General features: G+C 46.4%; 10 protein-coding genes. 6 read left to right on the top strand and 4 right to left on the bottom strand.

The window, feature by feature from the left end; all coding sequences use genetic code 11:
- Positions 1–93: 93 nt before the first annotated feature.
- Together QP775_RS13610 and QP775_RS13615 are read right to left on the bottom strand one after the other, a co-directional pair.
- Positions 94–4,557 carry a S8 family serine peptidase gene (locus QP775_RS13610; RefSeq protein ID WP_285106751.1) on the bottom strand — a complete coding sequence of 1,488 codons (4,464 nt, stop codon included), beginning with the start codon at positions 4,555–4,557 and terminating at the stop codon, positions 94–96.
- Positions 4,558–5,275: 718 nt separating this feature from the next.
- Positions 5,276–6,229, bottom strand: coding sequence for an AraC family transcriptional regulator (locus QP775_RS13615; RefSeq protein WP_285106753.1), 954 nt, complete (start codon positions 6,227–6,229; stop codon positions 5,276–5,278).
- A 124-nt stretch (positions 6,230–6,353) separates the two neighbouring features.
- Between QP775_RS13615 and QP775_RS13620 the strand changes: the two genes are divergently transcribed.
- Positions 6,354–7,646 (top strand): alpha-L-fucosidase, encoded by a 1,293-nt coding sequence (locus tag QP775_RS13620; protein WP_285106755.1) that lies wholly within the window; start codon positions 6,354–6,356, stop codon positions 7,644–7,646.
- 330 nt (positions 7,647–7,976) lie between these two features.
- Here QP775_RS13620 and QP775_RS13625 read toward each other — a convergent pair whose 3' ends face one another.
- A complete protein-coding gene (locus tag QP775_RS13625; protein ID WP_285106757.1) occupies positions 7,977–8,909 on the bottom strand; it encodes a phosphotransferase in 933 nt (310 codons plus the stop codon).
- Positions 8,910–9,425: 516 nt separating this feature from the next.
- A complete protein-coding gene (gene serS, locus QP775_RS13630) occupies positions 9,426–10,709 on the bottom strand; it encodes a serine--tRNA ligase (RefSeq protein WP_285106759.1) in 1,284 nt (427 codons plus the stop codon).
- 624 nt (positions 10,710–11,333) lie between these two features.
- Between serS and QP775_RS13635 the strand changes: the two genes are divergently transcribed.
- From QP775_RS13635 to QP775_RS13655, 5 genes are all read left to right on the top strand, one after another.
- Positions 11,334–12,284 (top strand): ABC transporter substrate-binding protein, encoded by a 951-nt coding sequence (locus tag QP775_RS13635; protein ID WP_239330382.1) that lies wholly within the window; start codon positions 11,334–11,336, stop codon positions 12,282–12,284.
- A gap of 6 nt (positions 12,285–12,290) precedes the next feature.
- Positions 12,291–13,343, top strand: coding sequence for a FecCD family ABC transporter permease (locus QP775_RS13640; protein WP_239330379.1), 1,053 nt, complete (start codon positions 12,291–12,293; stop codon positions 13,341–13,343).
- Positions 13,330–14,112, top strand: a complete 783-nt coding sequence (locus QP775_RS13645; RefSeq protein WP_239330377.1) for an ABC transporter ATP-binding protein — start codon at positions 13,330–13,332, stop codon at positions 14,110–14,112. Before QP775_RS13640 ends, QP775_RS13645 begins: the two co-directional genes overlap by 14 nt.
- A gap of 27 nt (positions 14,113–14,139) precedes the next feature.
- Positions 14,140–14,493 carry an antibiotic biosynthesis monooxygenase gene (locus QP775_RS13650; protein WP_239330375.1) on the top strand — a complete coding sequence of 118 codons (354 nt, stop codon included), beginning with the start codon at positions 14,140–14,142 and terminating at the stop codon, positions 14,491–14,493.
- Positions 14,494–15,055: 562 nt separating this feature from the next.
- Entirely contained in the window at positions 15,056–16,798 is a 1,743-nt protein-coding gene (locus tag QP775_RS13655; protein WP_285106763.1) for a proline--tRNA ligase, read from the top strand.
- Positions 16,799–16,856 lie beyond the last annotated feature (58 nt).

Here is a 16,856-nt window from a genome sequence, read left to right on the forward strand (position 1 = left end):
TTTATATATTTGAAATACAAAAGCCCCTTACGATATCACTCTAGGCTCTCACGAGCCGATGACGTCATAAGGGGCTTTTTTTACGTACTACGCTTAGTTAATAAACTTACCTTGCTGCAACAGGGCGAACAGGACGGACACCGCAGCTTCGCGTGTCGTTGGTGCTTCAGGACGGAAGTAAGATACGCCGCCTTTGTCTTCACCTTTCATCAAGCCGCTATCCGTTACATCTTTAATGCTGTTCGTCGCATAACCGGAGATTACCTTGGCATCTCCATAGGCTTGCTTGGATGGATTGCTCTTTGGCACTTGCAGCAGAGCAGCAGCTCTGGCCAAGATAACCGCCAGATCTTGACGGCTAATGCTGGCGTTCGGGTTAAAGGTGGATTTGTTCACACCGTTGATAAGCCCAATTTCATAAGCTGCTGCTACGTCTTCAGCGTACCAAGCTGTAGCTTTGACATCTTTGAATGGTGCATCTGCTTGGGACTCAATCCCCAGTGCACGAACCAACATAGCAGCAAATTCAGCACGAGTCACATCTTTCTTTGGTGAGAAAGTTGTTGCTGTTGAGCCGTTTACAATGAATTTGGCAGCAAGTGACTCGATCCGAGATTTCGCCCAAGATTGCGTGATGTCGTTAAAATTCACTGTACGGGAGGCGGCAACATAAGTGCCGAGGCCAGGGTGATTAATAGTTACAATTGTTGTATTATCGCTATTCTTCGTAACTAACGCCGGAATCGGTGCACCTGTATCATTTTTCAGGAACAATGCGCCAGTCGTATCCAAGCTTCCTGGAACAATAAAGGCACGCTTGATAAAGTGCTTAGCAGATATGACGATTGGTGTGGACGTGGTCCCTTTTAAGACATTGACGGCAAAAGCAGTTGGCATACCAACAAACTGAGCCTCAGGGAACATTTCTTTAAGCTTCGCCTGTTTATCTGCTGCGGAACTTATTTCAATGCTTACACTTGCGTCTTTATCGAGTCCTTTTAATACTTCTACTGGCAGGGCAATCGATTGGGTTCCATTGCTGACTACAACGGTACTGCCAATTTGTGTTTCTACAAGCTGCTTGATCTGTGCAGGTGTCAGAACCACTCGTGTTTGCTGCTTATAAGTGTCAGCAGTGACGCTTATAATGACAGCTGTAGGTGATTTCGGAGCTTTTTCCAGTGCTGCTTTTAAGTCGAAATCTGAAATCGTTCCGGTTACAACCGTACCTTCTGTTTTAGTGGTAGATTTGACGACTTGGCTGACTTGTCCTTGATTAATGACAGCCGCTACAGATGGTGTGCTGCTGTTGATGTTATTATCAGTAGTCGTCGTACCTCCGCCGCCATAATAGCCGCCACTGCTGCCCGTACCTTGTGAAGTAAGGATGACACGGACAATGGCTTCTTTTTTGTAGGAGGCTAATTCATCTGAGAAGATAGCGACCGTCAAGTCAACAGTCACAGACCCGCTGCTAGGTAATGCTTTGAGTACGCCTTGGCTATTGATGTAAGAAGTATGAGAGCTTTTCGTCACAGCATATTTAATTCTTGGTGTTTGCGGGAACCCAAGTACTGGACGATTCGTAGTTGTGGTGTTAATAATTGTAGCTTTAAATTGCTGGAGGGCTTTATCAACAGTACCTTGAACCTGCTGGTTTGTATAAGATCTGACTGCGAAAGCAGTATAAGCACTATGGAATTGTTGCTGCCCGGTTTCATTGTAAACATAGGCATTATTGGCATCTAATTTTGGAGCAAGGACCTCAAGTTTATAAGTACCTTCTTTTAAATATTTAACGATAAGGTTCCCATTGGCATCTTTTTGGCCGTCGGTGTATGAACCATCAATACCAGTGAAGGTGAACAGTTGCGGCTGAATGATGTTTAGTTGACCTTTACTATCTAGTGTTCCGTAGGCTCCTAACTCCCCAATCAACTCATCGTTAATTCCGTATGCATTTAAGATGATAAGTTTGGTCTTGGCACCTAATGTTACATTTACTTTTGTGGTGGAAGTGCTATCAACACCGTATGGTTGAATAATTTTGTTGCTTAAGCTTAAGTCGTATAAACCAAATCCGTTAGGTGTTCCTTTGTTGACATGTACTACAAATGGTAAATGCAACGTTGGAAGCGTAGCGTGTTTCAGTACGATCTCGCCCTCATAGACACCAGCTACGGCAGTAGCTTTAGGCGCTAATTGAATGGAGAACGGCTGCACGGAATTTGCATTAGCGGTTACCGTATCACCATTGCCAAGTCCAACCAGCTTCACATCGATTTGATTCACATCTGGAGTAGGGATTGAAGCATTAGGATCAGATGTTACTTGAGGATGAAGCTGAACGGAAGCTTGATATTGAACTGCAGATAAGGAGGTATTCTTTAACTGTAGTGCAATGGTCTTGGCAGCTTCCCCCGCTTGCATAACACCAAAGCTTGCGTTGTCGCCATAGTTAGTGACAGATACAGGATTCAGATTTTTGTCCAGAATGGTAATGTTTTCGACAGTTTGGAGTACGGCAGGTGTATATACCGCCTGTGATACACTGATGCGTCCAGCACCTTGGGAGTAGACATCATAACGAGTACCTTTCTCATCACTGATCCCGTCTGCTGTGTTAGCTAAAGCAGCACGAATATCAAATGGAGTCCATTCAGGATGCAACTGTTTCAGAAGTAAAGTTGCGCCTGCTACGTGTGGAGCGGCCATACTTGTTCCGCTAAGACGACCATAAGCTTGATTATATGACGCGTTAGGGATGGCTTTTGCGTAAGCAGGTATGGTTGATAAGATGTTATTTCCTGGGGCAGCTACATCAGGCTTGATGCCTAGTTGTCCATCTGCATTTGGTCCACGGGAGCTAAAACTTGTAACTTGATCTCCAGGGATGATAGATTTGTTGAATGCGCCAAAGGTGAACGTAAATGGTTTGCCTGGATTCGAAAGTATATTTACAGCAAGTGCCCGTCCTGCAGCGCCTTGCATGTCAAAAGTAGGAATGTAGTTAAATGCATCTCCTACGTATACGTTAGAAAAATCGTCTCGACCAGGAATGGATGGGGATAAATTTGGGCTAGACCCTGTATTAATTCCATTAAAGATGATAATGGCTTTTGCCCCGAATTTCTTAGCTGTTTCAATTTTCTCTACAAATGAATAATTTCCACGAGATACAAATACAACTTTGCCATTAGCATTAATATTAGCATAGTCCGAAGTATGTCCTAAACCTGCATATACCGCTTCAATTGGTTGTGTTCCAAGGATTTGATTGAAATTTTCTTGGCCAGTCGTCCATGACATGATGTTAAGCGGTAGCGTTTGCCCGTATACCGATTCAGTTACAGTTGTGTTATAGAACACAGAATCCACTGTAGTCGCGCCTACAGATATAGCGAGTTGAGAAGTTGCAGGAGAGCCTACGGAGTAATAATAAGGTCCTTTATCTCCGGCGTTACCGTTGGAAATAATGGCAACTACTCCGCCTAATACTGCATTATTGATAGCAATCGAATCTGGTGAGAGAGGGTCTTTGTCCACATCAGCACCTAAAGATAAATTGATTACATCAACACCATCTTTAACTGCACGCTCAATGCCGTCTATGACCTGAGCAGAAGATCCCGAATCCCGGCCTGTTTCGGCATTGCGACCTAGGACGCGGTAAGCATACAAATCTGCATCATATGCAACACCACGTTGTACGATATCCGATGTTTTGTTGGCAGCACGGCCGACAATCGTACCAGCTACATGTGTACCGTGGTAACTGCCACTATAACCAATATGTTTTGGATCATCTTGTGGGCTTATTGGGATTCCCTCGTACGGATCGTTGTCATTGTCAATCGAATCGTAGCCGCCTTTGTAGGCAGCGGCTAGATCAGGATGTAAATAATCGACACCGGTGTCAATAACGCCGACCTTTAACTTCTTGCCTGTCAAACCTTGTGACCAGGCTACATCAGCGCCAATATGTTTTAGTGGGAGGATTTCAAACTTAGGATTGTTAATATCAAAGTTGAGAGGTTCTTGTACAGGAATCGAGTAGTATGTACGGTTCTCATGGATGGATTTGATGCCTGGCAGCTTGGCCAGTGCTGGAATCTGAGATGCGGGAATGGTAATTTCCATTCCGTTTAGCACGGTGTTGTAAGTGTAGTTGACTTTGAGGTCGATGCCGTTAGTCTTGGCTGTGGCGACCAACGACTGCTGCTGATGATTAATAGCGGCTTCCGTCGATTCAGCAGCAAGATTCTTTACCCCCTCAGCAGCGGCATACTTGCCGACCGACACGGGTTGTCCGCTTAATTGAACGATGACACGAACAGGCTTGTCTGAACCAGTGTTCAATTTGGGTGAGACATACACGGATGGTTGACCGGAGAGAGCCAGGGTATCCAGGCGGTTCGCCAAGTCAAGTGGAATGGATAAGCTGCCGGAAGTACTTGATGGGGCTGCTAATGCAAATTGCTGCAGGAACAGCGATGCTGCCAACAGTGTAGCAGAGAGAGAAAGAAGCGTCTTTTTCCAGATCGGTTTGTTTTTCAAATCTGCATTCCTCTTTTCTAGTTATTTAATTGTTATCGCACACTTATGTAAAACGAAAGCTATTATGACCCTCCTTCCTTTAATTTACAAGATGTTTAAAATTCAATCTTATTCTACCACCGAGTTTTTTAGTAATCCATATATTACTATCAAAATGGTGTGGATTACATTAAATTGGTTCTATTTACCTATTCCAAATTGACAAATGGTCAACATGATCTTGCAAAAAAAATGCTAGTTCGACATGAAGTGAGTGTAAGGCTACGATTCTTTAATGCTGTGACGTAACAATGTAAAGTGGGATGATTGTACAAGTAGTAGGAGAATAAATATTCAACATATCAAACGTGAAAAGGCGTGTACAGGAATCGAGAGGACATGTCAGTCTAGTCTTGGGCGTTGAACAAATAACCTTAGGGTTATAAAGAAATTCATAATAAGTTTAGGGAATATTGAATGAAGTTGATCTCCAATTCAGGACGTATATGATCGGATAGTTGGGATAGTTAGAGTTCAACAGGATATATTTTGGGAGATTACTGTAGGGAAGGGACTTATATATAGTGTTTCAAGCAGAGGATAACTCTATAAATAAGAGATAGCAAAATTTGAAACTATAATATGCTAATTGTAGCCAAGTATATCCGATTCCCCTGAATGTGTCTACAAGTATATAAAAGTCCACTCTTCTAGCATAAGACTATACCGATGCATGTAGTTATCGCACCGTATCTGAGCTGAATATTACATGCTGCTGTTTGTAAGCCGTTGGTGTGAAGCCGGTGTTTTGTTTAAACAATCGGGAGAAATAATACACATCCATACCAATCAAATCTGCGACCTCTGACACATTCAGATCCGATGTCAGCAATAACTGCTGGGCTCGTGACACCTTCACCCGATTTATGTATTGGATTGGGGATTCTCCCATTTGCTCTCGGAAAAAAGTAATAAAGTAATTCGGATGCAGATGCAGCAGCGAAGCCAACTGCTGTACGCTAATCTTCTCGTTAAGATGATTCTCGATGTAATGGAGCACTTCGTTAATCTTTTCTACGGCAGCGGAAACGGGCAGGGAAACTTGTTCAAAGCCTGCCTCCTCTAAATATAGGCTGAGCAGCTCCATCAGGAGTCCTTGTGTACGGAATGCAGCTGTCCAGCCAGCAGTACGATGTACATGCGTTAGCATCTGAAATGTGTGCAATGCCTGCTGCCCACGTTCAGGTGCTAACGTTATGCAGTAGGGAACCTGCATAAGCTGAAACAGGTGACGATCACCGACGAGTGCCTGGAAATGGCACCAATACTTGCTATAAGGATGCTCATTAATCGTCGTGTAAGACTGGTTGACATGTGCTGGCATGATAACGAGCTGCCCGGGAACAGGCCAGTAACTTTTATCCCCGATCTCGATTCTGCCTTCTCCTTCGCAGATCAGATAAAGTCGATTAAAGGCAGGCATAAAGTTCAACTCTTGCCAGTCGTTCGTACAAGTTGTGTACAGGGCTTCCAGTACGGACACGTTTACGTTGGTCATATAACTGTTCAGCAGCGCAAATTTGTTGGAGGAATCGACACGCTTCCTATCTTGGCATGATGTTGTTGGAAGCCGTTTATCGACCTGCTTAGATGCAGATGGAGAAAATGAATTTTGCTGTTGCCCGCTGTTCATGATAAGACCCACCGCCCGTTACAAGTTAGTATTGTGCAAAAAGGAGTTAGTTCTCTCTATCTGTATTATAAACGTTTCCCCCTACAATAGAGAAAACAACATCCACTTAAAGAGGTGCCTAATAATGACAACAGAACATCTGAAGCGTACGCAATGGTTCACACATGACCGCTTTGGCCTATTTATTCATTGGGGATTGTACGCGATTCCGGCGCGCGGCGAATGGGTACGGAACAATGAACGTACAACAAATGAGGACTATGAGCCGTATTTTAAAGAGTTTAATCCGGTACGATACAATCCACGAGCGTGGGCACGGGCGGCGAAGCAAGCGGGCATGAAGTATGCCGTCATGACAACGAAGCACCATGACGGCTTCTGTTTGTTCGATTCTCAGCTAACGGACTATAAAGCAACCAATACGCCAGCGGGCCGTGACCTGATCCGTGAATATGTGGATGCATTCCGCGCCGAGGGCTTAAAGGTAGGCTTTTATTATTCACTCATCGATTGGCATCACCCTGATTATCCTGCTTATGATGATCTGCACCATCCGCTGCGCGGCAATGAGGTGTATAAGGCGACTGAAGCGCAGAAAGATTTTGACCGCTATACGACTTATATGCATGGCCAGGTGAGAGAGTTGTTGACCAATTACGGTACAGTCGATATTATGTGGTTTGATTTTTCCTATGAGCAGATGACAGGCGAGAAATGGCGCGCTACAGAATTAGTGACCATGATGCGTTCCATTCAGCCTGATATCGTTATCGATAACAGATTAGGCGGCAATCTATTATCAGCGAACCCAGAAATGTATGCGGGTGACTTTTTCTCGCCAGAACAGATCTTGCCAGCTAAAGGCATTCGGAATGAAGCAGGGGAAGTAGTACCATGGGAAGCTTGCATCACATTAAATGATCACTGGGGATACCATGCGCATGACCATAATTATAAGCAGCCATGCCAAGTTATTCGCGGTCTGGTGGAATGCGTCAGCAAGAACGGCAATCTGCTGCTTAATGTAGGTCCGAATGCGAACGGCGAGATTCCGCAGGAGTCGCTAGTTGTTCTGTCGGAAGTAGGAAAATGGATGGCGCATAATAGTGACAGCATCTATGGCTGCGCAGCATCTTCAATCGAGAAGCCGGAGTGGGGGCGGTATACACAGTGTGGCAACAAGCTTTACGCGCACATTTTAGACCGCGGCATAGGCCCGATCGCACTGCCTGGGCTTGCAGGCAGAGTCCGTAAGGCCCGCATACTGGCTGACGGCTCTGAAGTAAACATTACCACTCCGTGGAATGGAACGAATCAGGCAGTATTTCAAGACTGCTTGTTTATAAATTTGCCGTCGACCCAGCTTCCAGATAAGCGCGACACCGTGATTGAACTGGTTCTGAATGAGTCAGTATAGTTGGTGAATAGAGTAGAATTAATTATTGAAGTATGACATCTGCTAATCTGTTATAAGCATACTTAGTCACTCGTTATCAAAATACAATACGATGTTAAGCATTGAAACAATTTGAATACAACCTATGTATTGACTGGTCCTATCACTCAGACGGCAATAGGAAAATCCTAAGGATACAGCATTCGTAATCGTGCACATTAAATTTGGCTTCTGTTACTGCAATAGTGGTAGTTGAGAGGAACGTAATTGAGTAGATTGAGATGGTTTATGCTGATCTACTCAATTACGAAGTCGTATTTCTCGTCGTGATTTACACGTTACGTATAACCATCACTTTAACTGCATCCGTTGGACTAACAGTGACAGATCGTCGAGAAGTGGAGGAATCCATTCGATAGAACCAGGGATGATGTCCTTCCCCCTATGGATCAGCCAATGCAGTGTTCGAATATACCAACATAAGCCACCGAGGTCAACCTGTTCATCGAAGCTAATGTGAGAGCAAGCATCGTTTGAGCCACCTTGCTGTAGTTCATGTGTATAGGCATGAAGCATGTGCTCTCTGCTCACACCTGATCGTGATTGTGCTTCTTGAATGAGCCCATGCAGATCGCCAAGATGAGGGCTGAGATAGGCATTAGACCAATCGATTACGAGAATTCTGTTATGTTGAACAATCAGATTTTTTGGAAAATAATCATGGTGAACAAGTGCATAAGGCATGCAAGCATATAGCTCTTTCACTTTAGCGGGAAATGTAATGGCTACCCACTCAAGGGCGGGATTCCCTTGGAAATCATCATATGTTTGCAATTCGAATAATTGATCGATAAAAGCTTGCGCTGATATATCGTACTTCCGGCGAACGTGCAGCGGGACGGCGCCTATTTCCAGATGCTTGATGGAGGATGCACGAAGTCTGGCTAACTCTCTTGCAGCTTCTAGGAACAGCTCGGAATCAGGCTGTTTCTCCAGGTCATACGTGCCAGCATCTTCTATAAGGATGAGGCCGCCGCAGGTATTGCTCCAATGATCATATAGATGAGGAACTCGGATATGCAGCGGTGCCAGCAGTTGAATGTAGACATCAGCCTCACGTGCCATCTCACTGCCTCCCCATTTGATAATCCGCGTACCGCCTGACGCCAGCTTGATCCGATATACTTCAGATAAAGACCAGTGACGCAAGAGCTGCCATTGTGTAATCTGATCACCAATTGACGTGTTTTGGATATAGTGTTTACATTTTTCCGGAATTGACATGTTGACTGTCTCCTATGTTTTGTTGTCATTTCCGTTGCGCAACGTAATGACATTGTGCCACGCCGAATCAGAAAAATATAGACTTATAATTTCCGTTCTGTTAGGATGTTGAATAAGGTCTCGATAATTATCGAGGCCTTTTTTTGTAGTTTCTTTCTGTTTATTCCCGTTTCCCAACTCCCTATAATCTACTATATGTAACCCCATCCCGATGAAACAGAGCATAAAAGGTGCTTAAACAAGATCTCCCAAAAAACTAAGAATAGAAGTAACATTTTAAGATCATGGACGTCTGAAAAATAGCTGCGGGTTGGCGCGAGCCGTATAGCGAGCAGCTGCTTGTTTTTAAGGAACCGGCAAGTGTCAAGTAATTTGATATGAGTGGTTAACAAGCCCTTCCCTCCATCCCGGAGCTGCCGCACGTGCAGGGCCAGAGATACGTTCGTTTGAACGATCTGCGGCCACTACAACGGAGCACCTACTAGTGAACAAGGTGAAAGGCTTGTTAGTTTGTATTTAGAGAGTAGGAACTAACGTTTTTAAGCCGTACATATAGGGCTGCAAGGCATCCGGAATCCGGATTGAGCCGTCTTCCTGCTGATGATTTTCAAGCAGCGGGATCAGAATGCGCGGTGTCGCTACCGCTGTATTGTTCAGGGTGTGGCAAAATGTCAGCTTCCCTTTGGCATCCCGGTAGCGGATGCTGGCTCGCCGTGCTTGAAAGTCATGCAGATTCGACGCTGAATGTGTCTCACCATACGATTGCCGACTTGGCATCCAGGTTTCGATGTCGTACTGTTTATACGTCTTCTGCGCCATATCGCCTGTACAGACGGCCATCACACGATATGGCAGCTCCAGCAGCTGAAGAATCTCCTCAGCATGCCGCGTGATGTCCTGCAGCAGCTGCTCGGAAAGCTCGGGATCGGCTTCGCAGAGCACAACCTGTTCCACTTTGGCGAATTGATGCACGCGGTACAGCCCGCTGACGTCTTTGCCTGCAGAGCCCACTTCGCTGCGGAAACAGGTGGAAGCTGCCGCAAGCTTAAGCGGCTTGTTCACCTCAATGACCTCGTCAGCATAGCAAGAGACGAGTGGTACTTCCGATGTGCCTACCAGCCACTTGTCTTCATCGGCAATCCGATATACTTGATCCTTGCCCAATGGGAAGAATCCCGTACTAACTAGAGCTTCCCCGCGGACCATCAGCGGCACGTCCATCAAGGTAAAGCCGCGCTGCACCAAATAATCGAGCGCAAGCTGCTGCACGGCGCGATGAAGCATCACCCCTGTACCTTTTAAATAATAGTTGCGGCTTCCCGATGTGTTGACACCTCTTGGAATATCTACTATGTCGTGGAGATTACCGAGTTCCACGTGATCCCGTACCGCGAAGTCGAACTCAGGGCGAATGCCGACATGACGCACAGGCACATTGTCGGCGTCTGAGCGCCCAATCGGTGTATCTGGTGATACGATGTTTGGTACAAGCAGCATCAGTGCCGACAATTGCTGTTCGGCCTCTTGCAAGGCGACTTCTAGTCCAGCTAACTGATCATTAATACGGACAACCTGCCGTTTTACATCCTCAGCTTTTTCTTGTTTTCCTGCTTGCATATAGGCTCCGACTTGCCGCGACGATTGATTTCTCACTTGACGCAGATTATCTACCTCAATCTGCAGCTGTTTCCGCTGCTCATACACCGCTAGCACTTCCGATATCGATACATCGATTCCTTTATGAAGGGCCACCGCTTGTACCTCGTCTTGATATTCCTTGATCCAATCCATGCTTAACATTCTGCACCGCACTCCTTTGTCTAAAAAAATACAAAAAGCGCCCTCATCCGTATGGGACGAGGAGCGCTTGCTCGCGGTGCCACCCAACTTGACCGAATGCAAATGCATTCAATCCACTTTGGTTCCGCGGTAACGGGCGGTGCCGGTAAACTTAGGGAATGAGATTCCTTGACGAAAACGCCTCCGAGTTGGATGCTCTTCATAGGCCGTTTAATTATCATTTAGTTGAGTAGTAGTATAGCTCATTTTTAACCTATTATTCAAGGGGGAAGTGCCTACACTTCTCATAATGGTATCCGCCGCATTACTATACATCGTGTTCGTACATGGACAGAGGGGACTAGTGATTCGGTGAAAGTGTCGATGAGGCACCCATAAAAATAAAAAGTTTTTAACTATTTTTATTGACAATGATATTCATTATCATTTATGATCAAGCTTGTAAATGAGAATGATTGTCATTATCGTTAATAGGCATTTTACATAAGCAGCAGGTTATGATTCGAATACGAATCGATAAACAAACTTTGTAATTTTAGCCTCTGCACGAGAGCGAATCGAACAAGCAGCTTCATTTTTTTTTTACCGCTATTCCTTATTTCATATTTCTAGGAGGGGTCATTTATGTTACGTGTATTTAATCGCTCAGCTTCTAAGCTCGCACTTGCTGCGATTCTTGTATTTTCTTCTTTAAGCACGGCTGCAGTTGCAGCGCCAACAACAACGGTATCGAAGATTACAGTAACAGACTTTGCAGGGCGATCAATAACATTTGATAAGCCTGTAAAAAGCGTTGTCACGCTCGCGGCAGGAGATGCACAGATCGTAGCTGCACTTGGCGGCAATCTGGTCGGACGTCCGAAAACTTCTAATACTAAGCTTCCAAAAGCTGTACTTGATGCAGCTGTAATCGGATCGGCACACACGCCTAACTATGAGCTAATTACAGCCTTGAAACCCGAGCTTATTATCGGCAGCAAGAGCCTAAACGTGAAGGACGTGAAGGCGCTCGAAGCGACAGGGGCTAAAGTGTTCCTAACTAATTCCGAATCGGTTAATGAGATTAAGGAAAGCGTGCTGAAGATTGGCCAATTGTTAGGCAAGTCCGAGAGAGCCAAAGCGACCGCACAAGCGATGGATGTGAAGCTGCAGCTTGCAGGCAAGATTAACAAAGACAATCCCAAGAAAGCTTTGATCGTCTATGGTGCTCCAGGTACACTGCTTGCTGCTATGCCGGATTCTTTGCCTGGTGATCTGCTTACAAGAGCGGGTGGCAAAAATGTAGCTTCTGATTTTCCTAAAATGGAGAAGATGTCGGGATATGCACAGTTGAGCGCAGAGCGTGTCATCGCTTCCAATCCGGATGTCGTTTTCTTGATCACACATGGCGATCCTGAAGCGGTGAAGAAAGCATTTGATGCAGAGATTAGCAAAAATGCTTCATGGAGCAGCCTGACTGCGGTGAAGAAAGATCATATTGTCATCCTTCCTTCTCACTTGTTTGGCACGAACCCAGGTACCAAGATTTTTGACTCCTTGCAAGTGCTGGCGACTCATTTAAAAGAAGCGGAGTGATTTACGATGAATGCCGAACTGGAAGCGAGTAAAGCTTCCGGAACAAGTGCCCTTGGTCAAGATCCACGCAGGTGGAAGCGATTAGTAGCAATTATAGTCGCGCTGCTGCTTCTGATTGCGGCGTTCTTGTACGGCATGTCGACCGGCGCGGTTTCCATTCCGGTACGTACCATATGGGCCGTGCTGGTGAATAGAGAACCGTCTACAGAGGAACAGATCATATGGAATTTCCGTTTGCCGCGTACACTGCTTGCAGTTGTGGTTGGAATGGCACTGTCTGTATCGGGTGCGTTTATGCAAGGTGTAATGCGTAATCCGCTAGCTGATCCGGGAATTATCGGTGTGTCGGCTGGAGCAGGATTAATGGCTGTCATTATTATGTTGATATTACCTGAAATGATATATTTGGTGCCAGCGGCGGCTTTCATAGGTGCATTTATCGCCGTTATGGTGACATACAGCTTGGCGTGGAAGCGTGGTGCTTCACCGCTGCGCATCATTCTGGCCGGTGTAGCTGTCAATGCGTTGGCAGGTGCGGTGACTTCCGGTGTAATGCAATTGTACAGCGACAGAGTTCAGGCTGTATTGCCATGGCTGTCTGGTGGATTGGGCGGTGTAAGTTGGTATCATCTTCAGATGATTCTTCCATACTTTGCAGTCGCAATCGTGCTGTCAATATTCGCGGTGCGTCATGCCAATATACTGATACTTGGTGATGATGCAGCTAAGCTGCTTGGTCAGAAGACGGAGCGGAGCCGCCTCTTCCTGATTTTTATCAGCACGTTGTTAGCAGGTATTGCGGTAAGCGTGTCTGGTCTTATCGGATTTGTTGGCCTAGTTGTACCGCATATGGTGCGGCTCATCGTAGGCAACAACTACAGTTACTTGCTGCCGGTGTCGGCTCTAGGCGGAGCGGCATTGGTCGTGTTTGCAGATACGGCGGCGCGAAGCTGGTTTGATCCGCTCGAACTGCCGGTTGGTATTTTGCTGGCTGTTGTCGGCGCACCGTTCTTCTTATATTTATTGAGACGGGGAGGCGGCATCCTTGGGCGTACTTAATGTCAATCAGCTTGGTTATAGGCTGTCTGAGAAATTTGGACTTCACGAGGTCTCGCTGCAGGCAGAACAAGGTGAAAGGATAAGCATTATCGGACCAAACGGTTCCGGCAAGTCCACCTTGCTTAAGATTATGGCTCGGCTTATGACTCCCCATCAGGGAAGCGTCATGTTGAATGGGAGAGATATTGCAAAGATGAAGGGGCGGGACGCTGCAAGAATGTTGTCCATGCTTACCCAAATCCAGCCCGATTTATCGGAAATGACGGTACGTGATCTTGTACAGTATGGCAGACATCCTTACAGGAGTCTGCTGGCAGGCTCCTCGGAGGCTGATCAGACCATCGTTGAATGGGCGATACATGAGACACGGCTTGCACAGTTGGCAGATCGCCAGTTGGACTCCTTGTCAGGCGGAGAGCGGCAGCGCGCTTGGATTGCAATGGCGCTTGCCCAGAAACCGAAAGTGCTGCTCCTTGACGAGCCGACGACTTATTTGGATATTGCGCATCAGTTGGAGGTACTCGAGCTGATGAATCGCTTAAATGAGCAGCTCAACATGACGATTATCATGGTGCTGCACGACATGAATCAAGCGGCCCAATATAGTGATCGCATGATTGTGATGCAGGACGGCCGCATCGTTCAGAGCGGCACGCCGAATGAAGTGATGACGGCCGAGATGTTTGAGCAAGTATTTCGTATACGAGTTCGTATTCATCAAGAACAAACACGTCCTTATATATTTCCAATAGCCGTCTCGTCTGTATAATCTCATCTTGTGAAGGAGGAACCCAACATGATCGCCGTTACTAACCGACTCCGTACCCGTAAGGGTGAAGGGAATCATCTGAAGCAGCGCTTTGCGAAGCCCAAGCGTGTTCATCACATGCCAGGCTTTGTTAGTCTGGAGCTTATGACGAGCACTCAATCCGAAGAGTACGACGAATATGTCGTGCGTACCGTCTGGCAGGATCGGGAATCCTTTGAAGGTTGGGTCAATAGCCAACAGTTCAAGGAAGGTCATGCCCGCCGTGAGAAAGCGGATGACAGCATTATTGAATTCAAAGTCACGATCTATGATATCGTGCATCACCATCTTCCGGCAGAGTCCGAAGAATCTGTCGCAGCTGCGACAGGAGAGCAGTCATAGAAGAAGCCCCCGCTTCTTATGACATATATGTTTACCCAACCCCACTCTTTGAATGGATCAGCAATCGTCTCCCCGGGCGATTGTCTGGTCCATTCATTTTTTGTTTATCTTGTGTCTAACTTGCTGTTGTTTAAGCGCTCAGGCTAATAACATGTTAACTTTATTTCTTGCTTGATAAGTACAGGTCATTAATGATACACTGGCTTTTAATTTTATAATTAACAGCGATGATCAAGGACATAAGCGCATGTTTGGCTGGCCCAGAGAGGGAACCCATAGGTTGGGAGGTTCCTGCAGATGATGTGCGACTTCCTACTTTGTAGCTGCGACGAGGAAAGGGATAGGGCATTATGCCATAGGCGTGATGCGCTTTTTATCCAGTAAGCAAACGAGTACTCATCGCCGGAACGTTTCCGTTATAACGTCGAGAGCCGGAGTATTTGGGTACGCCGGTGAAAATAGGGTGGTACCACGAGCACATTCGTCCCTGACGAATGTGTTTTTTTGTTTTCATCTGAATACAGCGATACGCTTCACATTTGACATAAAGGAGAGATTTCGAATGAGACAAAGCCAATTGCTATCGCCAACTCTGCGTGAAGCACCAGCCGATGCGGAGGCGGTAAGCCATCAGTTATTGCTGCGAGCCGGGTATATCCGGCAGACGGCGGCAGGGGTGTACTCTTATTTGCCGTTAGGACGGCGTATGCTTCGTAAATTGGAGCACATTGTGCGAGAAGAAATGGACATAGCGGGGGCTCAAGAGGTGCTACTGCCTGCTATCCAGCCAGCTGAATTATGGCAGCGATCTGGAAGATATGCTCTTTACGGTCCTGAGCTGATACGTTTCCATGATCGGCATGAACGAGAGTTTGCGTTAGGTCCTACGCATGAAGAAGTGATCACGACGTTAGTTGGGGGCGAGGTGAATTCCTATCGCAGGCTTCCTTTGACGATGTACCAAATTCAGACCAAGTTCCGGGATGAACGGCGCCCTCGCTTCGGGCTGCTGCGAGGACGTGAATTTTTGATGAAAGATGCTTATTCCTTTGATACGGACTGGGAAGGGCTTGATCGCTCTTACTGGAATATGTACGAGGCTTATCATCAGATATTCACCCGTATGGGGTTGCAGTTCCGTGCAGTAGAAGCAGATCCGGGCTCTATTGGCGGAGAGGGAGGGACACATGAATTTATGGCGTTGGCAGCCATCGGGGAGGATACGATTGTTTCCTGTTCTTCGTGTGCATATGCCGCTAATTTAGAGAAGGCGCAATCGATTGCTGCACACAGTTCAAGGAATGAGAACAAATGTGAGATGACAGCAGATGGGGAGTCAATCACACCATATCCAGTAATGACTAAGCTGCACACCCCTAATATTCGTACGATCGGACAGCTTAAACAGGCGTTGGGTAAAGCTTCGCAACAAATGATAAAGACGCTGATTTATGTGGCAGATGGACAGGCGGTTGCGGTTGTTGTTCGAGGCGATCACGAAGTCAATGAGATTAAAGTGAAGAATACTCTTGGTGTAGCAGAGCTCCAACTTGCCGATGCAGAGACAACGTCCCGTGTTACGGGAGCACCTGTAGGATTTGCAGGACCTAGAGGGTTGTCTATTCCAATACTTGTGGATGAAGCTGTGGCGGGGGTCAAGGACGCGCTCATGGGAGCCAATGAAGTGGATTATCATTATGATCACGTAGTGCCTGGACGTGATTTCACTTTAGAGAGAATAGGGGATTACCGGAATGCAGTCGAAGGCGACTGTTGTCCTCGATGTGAGAGTGAACTTCAGTTTAGCAAAGGGATCGAGGTAGGACATATTTTTAAATTGGGTACAAAGTACAGCGAGACGTTAGCAGCGACTTTTCTGGATACAGCAGGAAAAGAACAGAACATGGTCATGGGCTGTTACGGCATTGGGATCTCCCGCTTGTTGTCAGCTGCCATTGAACAGCATCATGATGAGCACGGGATTATTTGGCCGCTAGCGATTGCTCCTTATCAGGTCCACCTTGTTCCAGTGTCCGTTAAAGATGCAGAGCAGACCAAAGTAGCAGAGCATTTGTATGAATGGTTGCGCCGGCATCACGTTGAGGTGCTGCTTGATGACCGGGATGAGCGGCTTGGCGTAAAACTGAAAGACGCCGACTTAATGGGCATACCGCTGCGTATAGTGATAGGCAAGGATGCAGCAAACGGCTTAGTCGAGCTGAAAGAGCGCTCTAGCGGCGAAAAGCAGATCATGACGGTTGAAAAGGCTTGCTTGCATATCCAAGCGGTATTGGAACAGGTGTAATGCGAGTGTTGTGAAGGGCCAATGTGCTGATTACATGGTAGCGGGCTATTCGATCCGT

Source organism: Paenibacillus sp. UMB4589-SE434 (assembly GCF_030226685.1).
Taxonomy (GTDB): domain Bacteria; phylum Bacillota; class Bacilli; order Paenibacillales; family Paenibacillaceae; genus Paenibacillus_B.